This window comes from Pseudomonas sp. BF-R-30, assembly GCF_019956175.1.
In the GTDB taxonomy this organism is placed as follows: Bacteria; Pseudomonadota; Gammaproteobacteria; order Pseudomonadales; family Pseudomonadaceae; genus Aquipseudomonas; species Aquipseudomonas jessenii.
Genome location: NZ_JAHBDE010000033.1, coordinates 87,876 through 104,749, shown reverse-complemented (window position 1 = coordinate 104,749; position 16,874 = coordinate 87,876). Strand labels below are relative to the sequence as shown.

At 59.6% G+C, this 16,874-nt stretch carries 11 protein-coding genes and 2 pseudogenes; 4 read left to right on the top strand and 9 right to left on the bottom strand.

Going from position 1 to position 16,874, the window contains the following annotated elements:
* Positions 1-98: 98 nt before the first annotated feature.
* The 5 genes from KGB20_RS17635 to putP form a co-directional block, all read right to left on the bottom strand.
* On the bottom strand, positions 99-938 hold the full coding sequence (locus KGB20_RS17635; protein WP_057712298.1) for a 23S rRNA (adenine(2030)-N(6))-methyltransferase RlmJ: 840 nt from the start codon (positions 936-938) through the stop codon (positions 99-101).
* A gap of 242 nt (positions 939-1,180) precedes the next feature.
* The gene (locus KGB20_RS17630) at positions 1,181-1,504 is read right to left on the bottom strand and encodes a hypothetical protein (protein ID WP_154910341.1); all 324 of its coding nucleotides are present in this window, start codon (positions 1,502-1,504) and stop codon (positions 1,181-1,183) included.
* 540 nt (positions 1,505-2,044) lie between these two features.
* A complete protein-coding gene (locus KGB20_RS17625; protein WP_102671111.1) occupies positions 2,045-2,428 on the bottom strand; it encodes a hypothetical protein in 384 nt (127 codons plus the stop codon).
* On the bottom strand, positions 2,428-3,843 hold the full coding sequence (locus KGB20_RS17620) for a PAAR domain-containing protein (protein ID WP_154910340.1): 1,416 nt from the start codon (positions 3,841-3,843) through the stop codon (positions 2,428-2,430). Before KGB20_RS17620 ends, KGB20_RS17625 begins: the two co-directional genes overlap by 1 nt.
* A gap of 282 nt (positions 3,844-4,125) precedes the next feature.
* Complete coding sequence (gene putP, locus KGB20_RS17615) at positions 4,126-5,610, bottom strand: sodium/proline symporter PutP (RefSeq protein ID WP_154910339.1); 1,485 nt, start codon at positions 5,608-5,610, stop codon at positions 4,126-4,128.
* Positions 5,611-6,071: 461 nt separating this feature from the next.
* Here putP and putA point away from each other — a divergent pair, with 461 nt between their 5' ends.
* Together putA and KGB20_RS17605 are read left to right on the top strand one after the other, a co-directional pair.
* Entirely contained in the window at positions 6,072-10,022 is a 3,951-nt protein-coding gene (putA, locus tag KGB20_RS17610; protein WP_154910338.1) for a trifunctional transcriptional regulator/proline dehydrogenase/L-glutamate gamma-semialdehyde dehydrogenase, read from the top strand.
* Between the two features lie 256 nt (positions 10,023-10,278).
* Positions 10,279-12,081 (top strand): acyl-CoA dehydrogenase, encoded by a 1,803-nt coding sequence (locus KGB20_RS17605; protein WP_154910337.1) that lies wholly within the window; start codon positions 10,279-10,281, stop codon positions 12,079-12,081.
* A 140-nt stretch (positions 12,082-12,221) separates the two neighbouring features.
* Here the strand turns inward: KGB20_RS17605 and KGB20_RS29345 are convergent, their stop codons facing one another.
* From KGB20_RS29345 to KGB20_RS17590, 4 genes and pseudogenes are all read right to left on the bottom strand, one after another.
* Positions 12,222-12,953 (bottom strand): methyl-accepting chemotaxis protein, encoded by a 732-nt coding sequence (locus KGB20_RS29345; RefSeq protein ID WP_371319462.1) that lies wholly within the window; start codon positions 12,951-12,953, stop codon positions 12,222-12,224.
* A 132-nt stretch (positions 12,954-13,085) separates the two neighbouring features.
* A pseudogene (locus tag KGB20_RS29340) lies at positions 13,086-14,114 on the bottom strand (cache domain-containing protein); the annotation flags it as partial.
* A 145-nt stretch (positions 14,115-14,259) separates the two neighbouring features.
* Positions 14,260-14,562: a cell division protein ZapA gene (locus KGB20_RS17595; protein ID WP_057712304.1), complete on the bottom strand. Its 303-nt coding sequence runs from the start codon at positions 14,560-14,562 to the stop codon at positions 14,260-14,262.
* Positions 14,559-14,789, bottom strand: coding sequence for a hypothetical protein (locus KGB20_RS17590; RefSeq protein ID WP_090452750.1), 231 nt, complete (start codon positions 14,787-14,789; stop codon positions 14,559-14,561). The genes KGB20_RS17595 and KGB20_RS17590 overlap by 4 nt, the downstream gene beginning before the upstream one ends.
* Positions 14,790-15,009: 220 nt before the next feature.
* Between KGB20_RS17590 and KGB20_RS29335 the strand changes: the two are divergent.
* Positions 15,010-15,882 (top strand): annotated as a pseudogene (locus KGB20_RS29335) (MCP four helix bundle domain-containing protein); the annotation flags it as partial.
* A gap of 30 nt (positions 15,883-15,912) precedes the next feature.
* A complete protein-coding gene (locus KGB20_RS29330) occupies positions 15,913-16,785 on the top strand; it encodes a methyl-accepting chemotaxis protein (protein ID WP_371319461.1) in 873 nt (290 codons plus the stop codon).
* Positions 16,786-16,874 lie beyond the last annotated feature (89 nt).

The following is a 16,874-nucleotide window of genomic DNA, read 5'->3' as shown; positions in this document are numbered from 1 at the left end:
TGAGCGAGCCCGCTCGCGAAAAACCAAAGGACGCCGCTGGGCATCCGGTTTTACGCGTTAACGTTCACGACCTTCGCGAGCAAGCTCGCTCCTACAGATCAACTCTCGGCAATCAACCAGTCCATCCGCCACCCACCCTGGGTCTGCCCAAGCTTCTCGGACAACCACGGCAGCAGCTCACGCAATTCTTCCTCCAGCCCCCACGGCGGATTGGCAATCGCCAACCCGGAACCGTTCAGGCTGTTGGGCGTATCCAATGGATGCACCAGCAACTCCACCCGCAACAACTTCGGCGCACCGGTACCGGCCAGGTCCTGATAGAAGCGGCGCAGCGCGCGCTGATCCTTCACCGGGTACCAGATTGCCGCCACGGTCTGACGCATCCGGCCAATCGCTTCCTTCAATGACGCGGCACAGCGCTGCATCTCATCGAGCTTCTCGAACGGCGGATCGATCAACATCACCGCACGTTTCTCCGGCACGGGCAGCAAGGCCCGGGACACGTGCCAGCCTTCACCCAGGTGAACCTTGACCCGGCGATCACCGGCCATGTTGTCCTTGAGCAGCACGCCATCTTCCGGGTGCTTCTCGTTGAGCAACACACGATCCTGCGGACGGGTCAGGCGCCGCGCCAACTCCGGCGACCCCGGGTAATAGCGCAACTGGCCATCCGGGTTCATCTCGTGCAGCACCTGCATGTAATCAGCGGTCAGGATCGGCAGATCCGGCTGATCCCACAAACGCGCAATGCCTTCCAGGTACTCACCGGTACGATTGGCCTGATCACCCTGAAGGTCATACAGACCGATGCCGGCGTGGGTATCGAGATAGGCAAACGGCTGCTCCTTGCGCGACATCAGGGCGATGAGGCGGGTCAAGGTCAGGTGTTTGAACACATCGGCGTGATTGCCGGCATGGAAGGCGTGGCGATAATTCATGGCTGCTCCTGCGAAGGCCGGGAAGTTTACCTTTTACCGGCCGGCAAGTCAGGGGTTGGCGGCTGAGCGGGTCAGTTGAGGCACTGCACACCCTTGTGGCGAGGGGGCTTGCCCCCGTTCGACTGCGAAGCAGTCGCCAACCCCAAGTACTGCGGTGTGCCTGATAACACCGGGTCGCTGAACTCAGGGTTGCTGCGCAACCCAACGGGGGCAAGCCCCCTCGCCACAAAAGCCGCCTGGCGCTACGCAGAAGGCCGTGCCCGCAACCGCCGCCCAACCACATCCAGCACATCACAGCCATCGCGCAACGTAATTGCGCAGAGCAAGGCGAAATCGCTGAGGATGAACGACTCGCACTCGATTGAGCCGCGCATGGACAGGTTCTCAAGCACTTGGGTTACTGCGCGGATTCTGTAGTTGGCGGCGTCGGTGAGGATGTCGAGTGGTGCGTGGGTGTCGACGAACAGGGTGGGCATATCGGTGCAGTTGCTGGTCAATGCCATGAAGCGGTTGTCGGGATGGGGGATCGGCTTTTCGTAGGGCGGATCGGGGTGAATTGTTTTCATTTTTTAAACCTCTGGTAGAAGTGAGGGCTACCATCGGCCTTCCTACAGGCTTGGGTGGCAGCCATACGCGGGGTAGGAATATCGAGACCAGAGAACTCGACCACGCCGAAGCGTGCCCGCGCACAGCCGCCGCAACAGATCTTACGGGCGCACGTTAGTGGCCGCAAATCAGGTGTCGACGTCAAAGCGTTTCTGGTCTTAACGGGTTCCTACACCCCACCACTGAATTGTCAGTGACCGCCAAAGATTATCGACGGAAATCGCATCGCACCACTTCATGAAAACCGCTAGGTTTTGAAGGAAACGTCCTAGGACCTTGCCCGGAAAAATTCGCAGCAACCCCAATCCACCAAAGAGATTTGAGACTGTTGCGCTCAAACTGGGTAAGTCGTTGGAGGATAGTGTTATTCCGTAACGCATCCTCCTAACCCGCCTGACGAGAAAGTGGCATAAAGAATGGGCACGCCAACCTGGTTGGGTGCCCATTTTTTGTTGGGGGGGAAGATTTTTAAGTCGATCTGATCTTCAAGTGAACTTTAATTATATCCAGTCAGTCGCTGTACCAACGCCACCTAATAACAAAAGCAATCCACACAGAATCAGTACTCCCCAGCGCCAAATGACAAGCTGGCGCTTAAGTGAACCAGGAAGACTGTTTAGGTCGCTAGCACTTAGAGTGCCATTTCTAATATGGCGATCAGGGAACGCGACAAGTGCTGCGATTCCCGCAATCAAATGTAAGTGGCCCCATGCACCGAGATGTCGATAGCGAGATAAAGCCATGACTGCAGTACTGTTTTTCAGATGTTTTAGCATCACGTCTATCTTGGTGTAGGACAAGTAAAGTGCTAACCCCATCCAAATGAATATCATCAGCAGAACCACGCCACCGAAAATGCCGAAAATCAATTTTGCAGGTGTCATTAATTCATCTCGTAAACGATGTCGCCAAATAACTCACCAAGCCCGCTACCCACTGCGCCGCCTACTAACGATCCCGCTGTGACCACCACGCCACATACTAAGGTTCCGACTCCTGCCGTGGTCGCGCCGACCGCGAGGCAAATCCCACCAACTGTATTAGCGGTTAAGGCTGTACCTATTATTGCGCCTCCTGCGATGCCACCGGCGAAACTCCCCGCCTCAGTAAATTTAACTCGCCTGCAGGCCTCGGGATTTCCCGCCGTGCACACATCCTGCACCTTCATGGCCGACGCCCCGCCACCAATAGCCGAGCCGACCCAGCTACCGTACTTGAGGTATTTGGAAGCCTTGGCCACCCCATCAAGATGAGTCGCGTAACCTGGCATCTGCCCTACGCCGCCAGCATCCGTCCAGCGATGAACCAGGCTGGGAGGCGAGAGGAACATTGCACGATTCAAATTGGAGTGGTCGGGGAAACCGATACCCTTGCGCGTCAGGCTTGTCAGGTGGATATCGAGTTGAGCGAGCAGTTTTTGACGCTCTGCCAGAAACGTCGGTGAGCTCAGGTGGCCATCGCGCAGAAATGAATTCTGATGCAACGCTTCGATTTTTTTCAGGGTGTCGCTTACGTTATCCAGATTGTTTTTGAGAATACTCGCGCCCACGCCGATTGCGGTCGAGCCATGGCCCAGGAAGGTCTGGATGGCATCACGGTGCTGCACCATGAAATCCGCCTCCTCCGGGCTGAGCGTTTCAAGCACCTGGTTGGTCTTGGCCGCCACGTCCATGAGCAGGGCTTCTTCACGGGTGCACTGGTAGTTGTTCGGGTCGCTCAGCACGATCATCGAGCCGGCTTTGACGTCGCGCAGGTTGGGATTGAGCAGTTTGAATTTGCCCATCACCGCCGGGTCGCGCAGGGTGAATAGCGAGGCTTCAAGTTGTTCGCGGGTTGTGCTTTTGGGCACGATATAAAAGCCGGGTTCCGGAACGTCGAGACCAGTGGGCTGTGATCGAGACGACGCACTTGGCACTGACGTAAAGCTGGATGGACGCTGCGCGGTCGAATTGCTGGTGGCTGTCATCGAAGGCGTAGTCGCGGCCGATTGTGCGGTTGCCCTGGCTGCTTTCGGTGCAGGGGGTTCATTGACATAACTCCCCTCGAAATTCGAAGGGAGTAGTTTGGCTCGACAAGGGCAACCACTGAAACTATCCAGCGTGCCGGCCACTCGTCGCCCCTCGCTCAGGACGTGAGAGACGCCGCCGATGATCCGGTAGCTCTGCTTATCTTTTCCGCAACTGACCAGATCACCCTCACGCGCATGGATGAGACCGAAATTGAAGGTGTGGTCCCCCTCCAGAACGGTGCCGCCGCAGTCAGTTTTGTCACCTAGCCCAATGTAATGCCCGATAGCCATGTCTTGATATCCCTTTCAACTGGCGCCCCCACCCCTTGGGGAAATGCACCGTTGTTAACGATGAGTTATCCCGGTTCGGAAATGAGTCGGGCTAGCGCAAAGTACGTGAGCAGAGAGGTAATTCAAGGCATCTGGGCAAATCAGGAAACCTCCTACAAGTCCTGCAGAAAAGGGTTACGAAGCGGAAATAGGAGCCAAAGTGAACGCAAAAAAAACGGCCCGCAACCTGAGGCTGCGAGCCGTTCTTTTATCAGCGATGGGTAGAGTTCAACCCATCACTCATCACTTGTTCAGGCGGTAATCATTCTCTGCAGCAGCAAAACGCTGGAACATGCCGGCAGTCGGCGTGCCCATCTTGCTGACGAAGTAGATCGCCAGGCTGGCGAAGATGAAACCAGGGATGATTTCGTACAGGCCCAGCAGTTCGAAGTGTTTCCAGACGATCACGGTGATCGCGCCGACCAGGATACCGGCCAGTGCGCCGTTGCGGGTCATGTCTTTCCAGATCACGGAGATCAGCACGACCGGACCGAATGCGGCACCGAAACCGGCCCAGGCGTAGCTCACCAGACCCAGTACACGGTTTTCCGGGTTGGACGCCAGGGCGATCGCCACCAGGGCAACCAACAACACCATGGCACGGCCGACCCACACCAGTTCCAGCTGCGAAGCGGACTTACGCAGGAAGGTCTTGTAGAAGTCTTCGGTCAGGGCGCTCGAGCACACCAGCAACTGGCAGCTCAGGGTGCTCATGACGGCAGCCAGAATGGCCGACAGCAGGATACCCGCGATCCATGGGTTGAACAGGATCTTGGCCAGTTCGATGAACACACGCTCGTGGTTCTCGGTGACTGCGCCAGCCACGTCCGGGTGCGCCGAGAAGTAGGCGATACCGAAGAAGCCGACTGCCACGGTGCCGCCCAGGCACAGGATCATCCAGGTCATGGAAATGCGACGGGCGTTGGCGATCGATTTAACCGAATCGGCAGCCATGAAACGCGCCAGGATATGCGGCTGGCCGAAGTAGCCCAGACCCCAGCCCATCAGCGAGATGATGCCGATGAAAGTGGTGCCCTTGAGCATGTCGAAGTTGCTTGGATCTTGCGCTTCGATGGCCAGGAAAGTGGTGTCGACGCCGCCGGTGGCCAGCAACACGATAACCGGCGTCAGAATCAACGCGAAGATCATCAGGGTGGCTTGTACGGTATCGGTCCAGCTCACGGCCAGGAAACCACCGATAAAGGTGTAGGCAATCGTCGCCGCAGCACCGGCCCACAGCGCAGTCTCGTAGGACATGCCGAAGGTGCTTTCGAACAGACGGGCACCGGCCACGATGCCGGAAGCGCAGTAGATGGTGAAGAACACCAGGATCACGACCGCGGAGATGATCCGCAGCAGGCCGCTTTTGTCTTCGAAACGGCTGGCGAAGTAGTCCGGCAGGGTCAGTGCATCACCGTTGTGCTCGGTCTGCACACGCAGACGGCCGGCGACGAACAGCCAGTTCAGGTAGGCGCCGACGATCAGGCCGATGGCGATCCAGCTTTCGGAAAGGCCGGACATGTAGATTGCGCCGGGCAAGCCCATCAACAACCAGCCGCTCATGTCGGAGGCACCGGCGGACAGTGCGGTCACGACGCTGCCCAGGCTACGACCGCCCAGAATGTAGTCGGAAAGGTTGTTGGTGGAGCGATAGGCCATCAAGCCGATCAGCACCATTGCTGCGATGTAGATCACGAACGTGATCAGGGTTGGATTGCTTACGCTCATTAAGTTACGCCCTGGCTTTGTTTTTATGTAGCTGCGGCTGGTGAACCGCTCGCAAACGCATACGTTTGACAGACGATCCGGATTCCCGCGCATTTATGACTGATGTTTCCCCAGGAAAGCCATCAGCCGGAGCACCCGGGTTTCGACCGGGTTGCACCTTGGGCGCGAATGCTATTCAACAAAGCAAATAAGGTGCAACCAGTTTCTTGAGAATAAGTTGCACCCAGTCGGAAATAAATTTCAAACCCGGTTTTTTGCTCCTTTTCGGAGCAAGAACGAGGGCCAACCACCCTAAAAAGCACCAAGCAAAGGCAGCACCGCCGTACCAGAATTTATTTCCTGACGAGCTGCGTAATATTCCGACAAAAAAAGGGTTGCACCCGGTTGCACCTCAACAGTCGCACGGCTAATCTTGCCGCCAGCTGATGCCACGCAGTCGTGGCAAACATGAGGATAAAAACATGGCTACCACCACCCTTGGGGTCAAACTTGACGACCCGACCCGCGAACGCCTCAAGGCCGCCGCGACCTCGATTGATCGCACGCCGCACTGGCTGATCAAGCAGGCAATCTTCAATTACCTGGAAAAACTCGAGGGTGGTGCAACCCTGTCCGAGCTGAACGGTTCGACCAAGGATTTCGACGACTCCGTCGACGCGCCTCTGGATCACGCCCACCAGTGCTTCCTTGAATTCGCCGAAAGCATCCTGCCGCAATCGGTACTGCGCGCGTCGATCACCGCCGCCTACCGTCGCCCTGAGCCGGAAGTCGTGCCGATGCTGATCGAGCAGGCTCGCCTGCCGGCACCGATGGCCGAAGCCACCAACAAACTCGCCGCCTCGATTGCTGAAAAACTGCGCAACCAGAAGAGCGCTGGCGGCCGTGCCGGCATCGTCCAGGGCCTGTTGCAGGAGTTCTCCCTGTCGTCCCAGGAAGGTGTGGCGCTGATGTGCCTGGCCGAAGCGCTGCTGCGCATCCCGGACAAAGGCACCCGCGACGCCCTGATCCGCGACAAGATCAGCACCGGCAACTGGCAGCCGCACCTGGGCAACAGCCCGTCGCTGTTCGTCAACGCCGCCACCTGGGGCCTGCTGCTGACCGGCAAACTGGTGTCGACCCACAACGAGGCTGGTTTGACGTCGTCCCTGAGCCGCATTATCGGCAAGAGCGGCGAGCCGATGATCCGCAAAGGCGTCGACATGGCCATGCGCCTGATGGGCGAGCAGTTCGTGACCGGCGAAACCATCGCCGAAGCCCTGGCCAACGCCAGCAAGTTCGAAACCAAAGGTTTCCGCTATTCCTACGACATGCTGGGTGAAGCCGCACTCACCGAGCACGACGCACAGAAGTACCTGGCCTCGTACGAACAAGCCATCCACTCGATCGGCAAAGCCTCCCACGGTCGCGGGATTTATGAAGGCCCGGGCATCTCGATCAAGCTGTCCGCCCTGCACCCGCGTTACAGCCGCGCCCAGTACGAGCGCGTGATGGACGAGCTGTACCCGCGCCTGCTGTCGCTGACCCTGCTGGCCAAGCAATATGACATCGGCCTGAACATCGACGCCGAAGAGGCCGATCGCCTGGAGCTGTCACTGGATCTGCTCGAGCGCCTGTGCTTCGAGCCGCAACTGACTGGCTGGAACGGCATTGGTTTCGTGATCCAGGCTTACCAGAAGCGTTGCCCGTACGTGATCGACTACGTGATCGACCTCGCTCGCCGCAGCCGTCATCGCCTGATGATCCGCCTGGTAAAAGGCGCGTACTGGGACAGCGAAATCAAGCGCGCCCAGGTCGAAGGCCTGGAAGGCTACCCGGTCTACACCCGCAAGGTGTACACCGACGTGTCCTACATCGCTTGCGCCCGCAAGCTGCTGTCGGTACCGGAAGTCATCTACCCGCAGTTCGCCACGCACAACGCCCACACCCTGTCGGCCATTTATCACATCGCCGGTCAGAACTATTACCCGGGCCAGTACGAGTTCCAGTGCCTGCACGGCATGGGTGAACCGCTGTACGAACAGGTTGTAGGCAAAGTTTCCGAAGGCAAGCTGAACCGTCCGTGCCGCGTGTACGCTCCAGTCGGCACCCACGAAACCCTGCTGGCCTACCTGGTGCGTCGCCTGCTGGAAAACGGCGCGAACACTTCGTTCGTCAACCGTATTGCCGACCAGTCGATTTCGATCCAGGAACTGGTGGCCGATCCGGTAGCCAGTATCGAGCAAATGGCGACCGTGGAAGGTGGTTTCGGCCTGCCGCACCCGCGCATTCCGCTGCCGCGTGACCTGTATGGCTCCGAGCGCGCCAACTCCAGCGGCATCGACATGGCCAACGAACATCGTTTGGCATCCCTGTCCTGCGCGCTTCTCGCTACCGCACACAACCACTGGAAAGCGGCGCCGATGCTCGGTTGCGCTTCCAGCAGCGAAGCCCCGGCACCGGTCTTGAACCCGTCCGATCTGCGTGACGTGGTCGGCCATGTGCAGGAAGCGACCGTCGAAGACGTCGACAACGCGATCCAGTGCGCCCTCAACGCTGCACCGATCTGGCAGGCCACGCCGCCCGCCGAGCGCGCCGCGATCCTGGAACGTGCCGCCGATCTGATGGAAGCCGAGATCCAGCCGCTGATGGGCCTGCTGGCCCGCGAAGCCGGCAAGACTTTCGCCAACGCCATCGCCGAAGTGCGTGAAGCCGTGGATTTCCTGCGTTATTACGCGGTGCAGGCACGCAACGATTTCACCAATGACGCTCACCGTCCGTTGGGCCCAGTCGTATGCATCAGCCCGTGGAACTTCCCGCTGGCGATCTTCAGTGGCCAGGTGGCTGCTGCATTGGCCGCTGGTAACCCGGTATTGGCCAAGCCTGCGGAACAAACGCCGCTGGTCGCCGCTCAGGCCGTGCGCCTGATGCTCGAAGCCGGCATCCCGGAAGGCGTGTTGCAACTGCTGCCGGGCCGTGGCGAAACCGTCGGTGCCGGCCTGGTCGGCGACGATCGCGTCAAAGGCGTGATGTTCACCGGCTCCACCGAAGTCGCGCGCTTGCTGCAACGCAACATCGCCGGCCGCCTGGACAGCCAGGGTCGTCCGATTCCGCTGATCGCCGAAACCGGTGGCCAGAACGCGATGATCGTCGACTCCTCGGCACTGACCGAACAGGTTGTGATCGACGTGGTGTCCTCGGCCTTCGACAGCGCCGGTCAGCGTTGCTCGGCTCTGCGTGTACTGTGCTTGCAGGAAGATTCCGCCGACCGCGTCATCGAAATGCTCAAGGGCGCGATGGCTGAAAGCCGTCTCGGCAACCCTGAGCGTCTGTCCGTGGACATCGGCCCGGTGATCGACGCTGAAGCCAAGGCTGGCATCGAGAAGCACATCCAGGCCATGCGCGACAAAGGTCGCAGCGTGTACCAGGTGGCCATCGCCGATGCCGAAGAAGTCAAACGCGGCACCTTCGTGATGCCGACACTGATCGAACTGGAAAGCTTCGATGAACTGCAACGGGAGATCTTCGGCCCGGTGCTGCACGTGGTTCGCTACAAGCGCAAGGACATCGATCAACTGATCGGTCAGATCAACGCTTCCGGCTACGGCCTGACCCTGGGCGTGCACACCCGCATCGACGAGACCATTGCCAAGGTGATCGACAACGTCAACGCCGGTAACGTCTACGTCAACCGCAACATTGTTGGCGCAGTAGTAGGCGTGCAGCCATTCGGCGGCGAAGGCCTGTCGGGTACCGGCCCGAAAGCCGGCGGCCCGCTGTACCTGTACCGCCTGCTGTCGACCCGCCCTGCGGATGCGATCGAACAATCCTTCGCTCGTGGCGATGCTGCCGCGGCACCGGACGTTCGTCTGCGCGATGCCATGAGCAAGCCGCTGACCGCCTTGAAAGCCTGGGCCGACAGCAACAAGTTTGCCGACTTGAGCACCCTGTGCGTACAGTTCGCCGCGCAATCGCAAAGCGGTATCACCCGCCTCCTGGCCGGCCCGACCGGCGAACGCAACAGCTATGCGATCCTGCCACGGGAACACGTGCTGTGCCTGGCGGAAGTCGAAGGTGATCTGCTGACGCAACTGGCGGCGGTATTGGCTGTCGGCGGTTCGGCGGTATGGCCGGAAGCTGACATGACCAAGGCATTGTTCGCACGCCTGCCGAAGGACATTCAGGCGCGCATCAAGCTGGTTTCCGACTGGAACAAGGACGAAGTGGTGTTTGATGCGGTTCTGCATCACGGCCATTCCGACCAGTTGCGTGCAGTGTGCCAGCAGGTTGCCAAGCGTGCCGGCGCCATCGTTGGGGTTCAGGGCCTGTCGCAGGGCGAAACCAACATTGCGCTGGAGCGTCTGGTGATCGAGCGTGCGTTGAGCGTCAACACCGCTGCGGCGGGTGGTAATGCCAGCCTGATGACCATCGGTTAACACCGATACGCCAGGCAGCCGCAATGGCTGCCTGGCAATCAAATCCCTGTGGGAGCGGGCTTGCTCGCGAAAGCGGACTGTCAGTCAACTTAAATGTTGAATGTGGCGACCTCTTCGCGAGCAAGCCCGCTCCCACATTGGCTTTGTGGCGCCTGCAAAGCCTCTGCTCTGCCCAATTATCACGCTCATCAATCATGCTATTCAGCATAAATTCACAAGCCTAGACTCGGTCCACTCCAATAAAAGGTAGGCCGCCATGTCCGAGACGTTGCTCAGTTCCCGTAATCTGGCTTTCGAGCTGTATGAAGTCCTTGATGCCGAGGGCCTGACCCAGCGTGAGCGTTTCGCCGAGCACAACCGCGAAACCTTCGATGCCGCCATTGGCACCGCCCGCAACATCGCCGAGAAGTTCTTCGCCCCGCACAACCGCAAGGGCGACGAGAACGAGCCACGCTACGAGAACGGTCAGGCGATTCTGATTCCGGAAGTGAAACCGGCGGTAGATGCCTTCCTCGAAGCCGGCTTCCTCAACGCCGCGCGCAGTTTCGACGCTGGCGGCATGCAGCTTCCTACGCTGCTGTCCCAGGCCTGCTTCGCGCACTTTCAATCGGCCAACGCGGCTTCGACGTCGTATCCGTTCCTGACCATGGGCGCGGCGAACCTGATCGAGAGCTTCGGCACTGAAGAGCAGAAGCGCCGCTTCCTGCAACCGATGATCGATGGCCGCTTCTTCGGCACCATGGCCCTGACCGAACCCCACGCAGGCTCGTCGCTGTCGGATATTCGTACCCGCGCAGAACCTGCGTCTGACGGCACCTATCGCCTCAAGGGCAACAAGATTTTCATCTCTGGTGGCGATCATCCGCTGTCGGAAAACATCGTGCACATGGTGCTGGCCAAGCTGCCGGACGCACCGGCCGGGGTGAAGGGCATTTCGCTGTTCATCGTGCCCAAGTTCCTGGTCAACGACGATGGCAGCCTCGGCCAACGCAACGACGTGTTGCTGGCCGGGCTGTTCCACAAGATGGGCTGGCGCGGCACCACCTCCACCGCACTGAATTTCGGCGATAACGGCGAGTGCGTCGGCTATCTGGTGGGCAAGCCGCACCATGGTTTGAGTTATATGTTCCAGATGATGAACGAGGCGCGGATCGGCGTCGGCATGGGCGCGGTAATGCTTGGTTACGCCGGCTATCTGTACTCGCTGGAATACGCCCGCGAGCGTCCGCAGGGCCGCGTGCCAGACAGCAAGGACCCGAACACTGCACCGGTGGCGATCATTCAGCATGCCGACGTGAAACGCATGCTGTTGACGCAAAAGGCTTACGTCGAAGGTTCGTTTGACTTGGGTCTTTATGCGGCGCGACTGTTCGATGACACCACCACGCTTGCGACCGAAGCCGAACGCAAACAAGCCCATGAACTGCTGGATTTACTGACACCGATCGTCAAATCCTGGCCGTCGGAGTTCTGCCTGAAAGCCAATGAACTGGCGATCCAGATCCTCGGCGGCCACGGCTACACCCGCGAATACCCGGTGGAGCAGTACTACCGCGACAACCGCCTGAACCCGATCCACGAAGGCACCCACGGTATTCAGTCGCTGGACCTTTTGGGCCGCAAACTGGCGCAGAACGGTGGCGCGGGGCTCAAGCAACTGATCCGCCTGATCGCCGACACTGGCGAACGAGCACAGGCGTTTGATTCATTGACGCCGCTGCGCGAGCCGCTGGAGAAACTGGTGGCACGCCTGCAAGCCGTGACCATCGGCCTGCTGACTGATCTGGCCCAAGGCAAGGTCAACAGCAGCCTGGCGAACTCGGCGCTGTACCTGAAAGTGTTTGGTCACACGGTGATCGGCTGGCGCTGGCTGGAACAGGCGATTCGTGCCGAGGAAGGTTTGGCCAAGGGTAATGCGGCGGATGTGGCCTTCTATAAAGGCAAGCTGCAGGCGGCGCGCTACTTCCTTACGTGGGAAGTGCCGGGTTGCCATCATGAGCTGGCAATTCTTGAGGCTCGGGATGATGTGTGCCTGGGGATGCAGGATGAGTGGTTCTGATCAAAGTTTTGTGGTGCTGCTGAAATCCATTCGCGAGCAAGCCCGCTCCCACAGTTGCCGGTGTGAAACATCAATTTTGTGTACACCAGAAAACCTGTGGGAGCGGGCTTGCTCGCGAAGAGGCCCGCACAGGCGAAACATCAGCTCAGCTTGAACCCACCCATCTGCCGCGCCAAATCATCCGCCAACCGCTGCAACGTCTGACAATCATCCCGACAGGCCCTGACCTCCCCCGCCGTCGCCCGCGCCAGGTCGGAAATCCCCTGTACGTTCCGGTTGATCTCCTCGGTCACCGCCGATTGCTCTTCCGTCGCCGTCGCCACCTGATGGTTCATGTCGCTGATGCGCTCCACTTGCCCGGTAATCGCGGTCAACGAAGCCCCGGTACGCTGGCTGGACTCGACACCCGTGCCGGTCGCGGCTTGCCCGGAATGCATCGACGAAACCGCATTCTCCGCCCCCTGTTTGAGACTGCCGATCATCTGCTGGATTTCATCGGTAGACGCCTGCGTACGCCGCGCCAAAGTCCGCACTTCATCGGCCACCACGGCAAACCCGCGCCCCATGTCCCCGGCTCGCGCCGCTTCGATAGCGGCGTTGAGCGCCAGCAGGTTGGTCTGCTCGGAAATCCCCCGAATCACCGCCAGCACCTGGTCGATCGACGCCACTTGATGGGCCAGTTCACCCACCGCTGTGGCCGCAACGCCGATTTCGTCAGACATGCTTTCGATATGGCGGATCGAGCCACCCACCACTTCCCGTGCCTGCATTGCCTCATCCCGAGCCGTTTGTGATGCGAGCGCCGCATTGCCGGCGTTATGGGCGATTTCCTGAACGGTCAGGCCCATTTCATGGACAGCGGTTGCCACCATGTCGGTCATTTCCTGTTGGCGCCCGGAGCGCTCAGCGGTGTTATCCACCACCCGTGCAACCTGGCCGACAGCGGTGCGCAGTCGCTCACTGGTGGTCAACACTTCACCAATCATGTCGCGCTGGCTGTCGAGAAAGCGATTGAAGCCGCGCGCCAGATCGCCCAGCTCATCGGCGCGACTGGAATCTAACCGGTGGGTCAAATCTCCACCACCGCTACCGATGGCAACCAGTGCCGCTGTTACCTGACGAATCGGCCGCACCAACCCACGGGCCAGCAGCACCACCAGCAACAGACACACAATCGCCACCGCCAGGCCGATACCGCTGCTCATCCACATGGCGCGCCGGGCTTCGGCGTAGATCTGCGATTGCGGCACTTCGGCCACCAGCGTCCAGCCGAGATCGCGCAAAGGCAGACTCAACGCGAGAAAGTCTTCGCCATCACGCTGGAAGCTGCTGTTGGTGGCAGTTTTTTGACCCATGACCGCTTGCGCAGCTGACTCGCCAATCTGCTCGACCAAGGTACGCTTACCGCTGAATTGCGCCTCGGGATGAACCTGGATCAAACCGTCGGAACGCACGAGATAGACCTTGCCGCGCTCTCCGAAGCTGAAGTTGTGGATCAGCTCCGACAGCTCTTTCATGCTCAGGCCAAGCCCGGCAACGCCCACGACTTTACCGGCCTGCTCGACTTTGAGGTCGATGAACAGCGCCAATTCTCCGGTGGCCGTGTCGTTGTCGATATTGAGGGTGCGCGGCTGGTTGCTGTCGAGGAACGAGTAGAACCAGGCGTCCTTGGGATTGGAACGACTGAGGGTGCGGTCCAGGCCTTTTTCGGTAATGTAATGGCTGGACGCGGTGCCGATGATCAGCGCGGTAAAGGCTTTGTGCTCGGCGCGAATGCCTTCCAGATACTGCGCGAAGCTGGCGGTCCTGGCGCTGTCCTCACCCCCGGCCAGCCAGTCGCGCACCATGCTGTTGCTGGCGATGTCCTTGGCGGCGGTAAGGGGTTGAACGAGGATCCGCTCGATGTCGTTGCGCATCGCTTCGATGCTCGACGGCAACGCTTGTTCGACCAGATAGCTCTGGGCGAGGCGGTTGACCACCAGGGTATAAATGCCAACCACAATCAGGATACTGACCAGTAGGGCGGTGCCCATGCTCAGGATCAACTGCCATTGAATACTGCGTCGCCAGAACTGCATGGAGCACCCCCAAAGAATAAGAGGCTGAAACACTGCAACAGCCGTGCCGATTGTATACAAGCCAACCGACAATCTATTCTTTGGTTGTGCGCAAAGCCGATCAGGCCTGATTGATCGTCTTGGAAATCACTTCAACCGTGGCGCTGACTTGCTCTTGGTAACGGTCGAGGTCGAGCTTGTGCTGTTTCTGCATTTCGATCTGCTGGGAACACAGATTCATCGCCGCCAGCACCAGCAATCGGTCACCGATCAGCGTCGGGTACTTCCTCTTGGTTTCGGCCAGGGCTGCCTTCAACATCATCGCGGCGTCCAGCAGGGTCTGTTCTTCCCCGGCCGGTGCCTTGATCGAATAGTCCTCCCCCAGGATCGAGACGACTTTTACCCCTGCGGCGTTGTAACTCATGCGCTGACAGGGCCTGCGCTGACGCGCTCAACCAGGGCCTGGATGCGAGCCGCCGTGGCGCCTTGCTTCTCTTCCTGCTCCATCAGGTTCAGTTGCAGGCTTTCGTTTTCATCCTTGGCCTGGGCCAGTTCTGCGGTCAGGGTCTGGTTGGTGCCGAGCAACGTCTGGTTCTGTTGCACCAGGTCACTGACCAGTTGTTCCAATTGGCTTAGGGATGCTTCCAACATTTTGATTTTCCGGGCTTTTTCAAAGGGCGCGTACGATAAAGAAAAGTCACCCTGGATGCCAGGGTTATACAGGCGCAAAGCCTTGATTTTGCTGACGAGTGACCTTTCTCGCGAACTGTAGAGACTGTGATACCCCGATCTGGTTCCTGCACTTCGTCGCCCGCCTATGTAGGAGCGAGCTTGCTCGCGATGGACGTGAACGATATCGCGCCCTGTCTGAATGATTGCGTTGTCCATGCGTTTTTCGCGAGCGGGCTCGCCCGGTCGCAGTAAAAACGCGCAAGGACTCAAGACTTCAGTCCGGCGACCGATAAGCCATCCATACAGCAGCCTCAGCCCCGCGCGGATGCGCTCTTTCCCGGTGAACGCCATGTCCCTTCGTAATATGAATATCGCCCCTCGGGCGTTCCTCAGCTTTGCCCTGATTGGCGGCTTGATGATGGTTCTGGGGGTGTTTGCCTTGAATCAGATGAGCAAGATCCGCGGCGCGGCCGAGAACATCACCAACAACAGTGTGCCGAGCATCAAGAGCCTGGACGACTTCACCCAGCTCACCTTGCGCCTGCGCGTGCTGTCCTATCGCTTGCTGGTGAACCGCGAGCCTGATGTGCAGCAGAAAACCATGGAACTGCTGGAGACGCGCAACCAGCAGATTCGCACCGCTCAGGCAACCTACGAAAAGCTGATTGCCAGCCCGCAGGAACGCGCAACCTACGATCAATACGTACAGCTGCTGGGCCAATACCGCCAGATCGAAGACAGGATGAAGACCCTGTCGCGCAATAATCAGATCGATGAATTGCGCAGCCTGCTCAACACCGATTTGCTCAACAACTCCGAAGCGGTCAACACCGTGCTGAACCGCCTGCTGGAGATCAATACCCAGCAGAGCCACGACACCAACCAACAGTCGGCGGATCAATACGATTCGGCGTTCAACCTGGTAATCACCCTGTTGGTGATCGCCACCGCCTTGACGCTGCTGCTCGCCTGGTTGCTGACCAACAGCATCACCCAACCGATCGCCAATGCCCTGGGCGCCGCCGAACAGATTGCCGAAGGCAACCTGACGCGCCCGATCACCGTTGACGGCCAGGATGAAGCCGGCCGTTTACTGCTGGCCATGTCGAAGATGCAGGAAAAACTGCGCGACACACTGCAGCGCATTTCCGGCTCGGCCACGCAACTTGCGTCTGCCGCAGAAGAACTCAACAGCGTCACCGACGAAAGCGCCCGTGGCCTGACCCGGCAGAACAACGAAATCGAACAGGCTGCCACCGCAGTCAACGAAATGACCAGCGCCGTGGAAGAAGTCGCGCGTAACGCGGTCAGCACGTCCGAGGCCTCGAAGAACGCCACCACATCTGCCGGTGACGGCCGTGACCTGGTGCAGGAAACCGTCAGCGCCATCGAACGCATGAGCGCCGACGTGCAGAGCACCGCGACCCTGATCGGCGACCTGGCCAACGAGTCCCGTGACATCGGCAAGGTACTGGATGTGATCCGTGGCCTGGCCGACCAGACCAACCTGCTGGCCTTGAACGCCGCCATCGAGGCCGCGCGCGCCGGTGAGGCCGGTCGTGGTTTTGCGGTGGTGGCCGACGAGGTACGTGCCCTGGCTCACCGCACCCAGCAGTCGACCAGCGAGATCGAACGCATGATCGGCAGCATCCAGAGCGGCACCGAGCACGCGGTGGATTCGATGCGCAACAGCACCGAACGCGCCGAATCGACCCTGAACATCGCCCGCGGCGCCGGGATGTCGCTGGACACCATCAACAGCGCCATCGTCGAAATCAACGAGCGCAACCTGGTGATCGCCAGCGCCGCTGAAGAACAGGCACAGGTGGCCCGTGAAGTGGATCGCAACCTGGTTAACATCCGTGACCTGTCGGTGCAGTCGGCCACCGGGGCGAATCAGACGAGTGCGGCGAGCAATGAACTGTCGCGCCTGGCGGTAGACCTGAACACTCTGGTTGGGCGGTTTAGCCTTTAACGAGCACCGCTGACTCTGTGGCGAGGGGGCTTGCCCCCGTTGGGCTGCGCAGCGGCCCCTTCCCTGTTAACCGCGTACATCCATTAAAT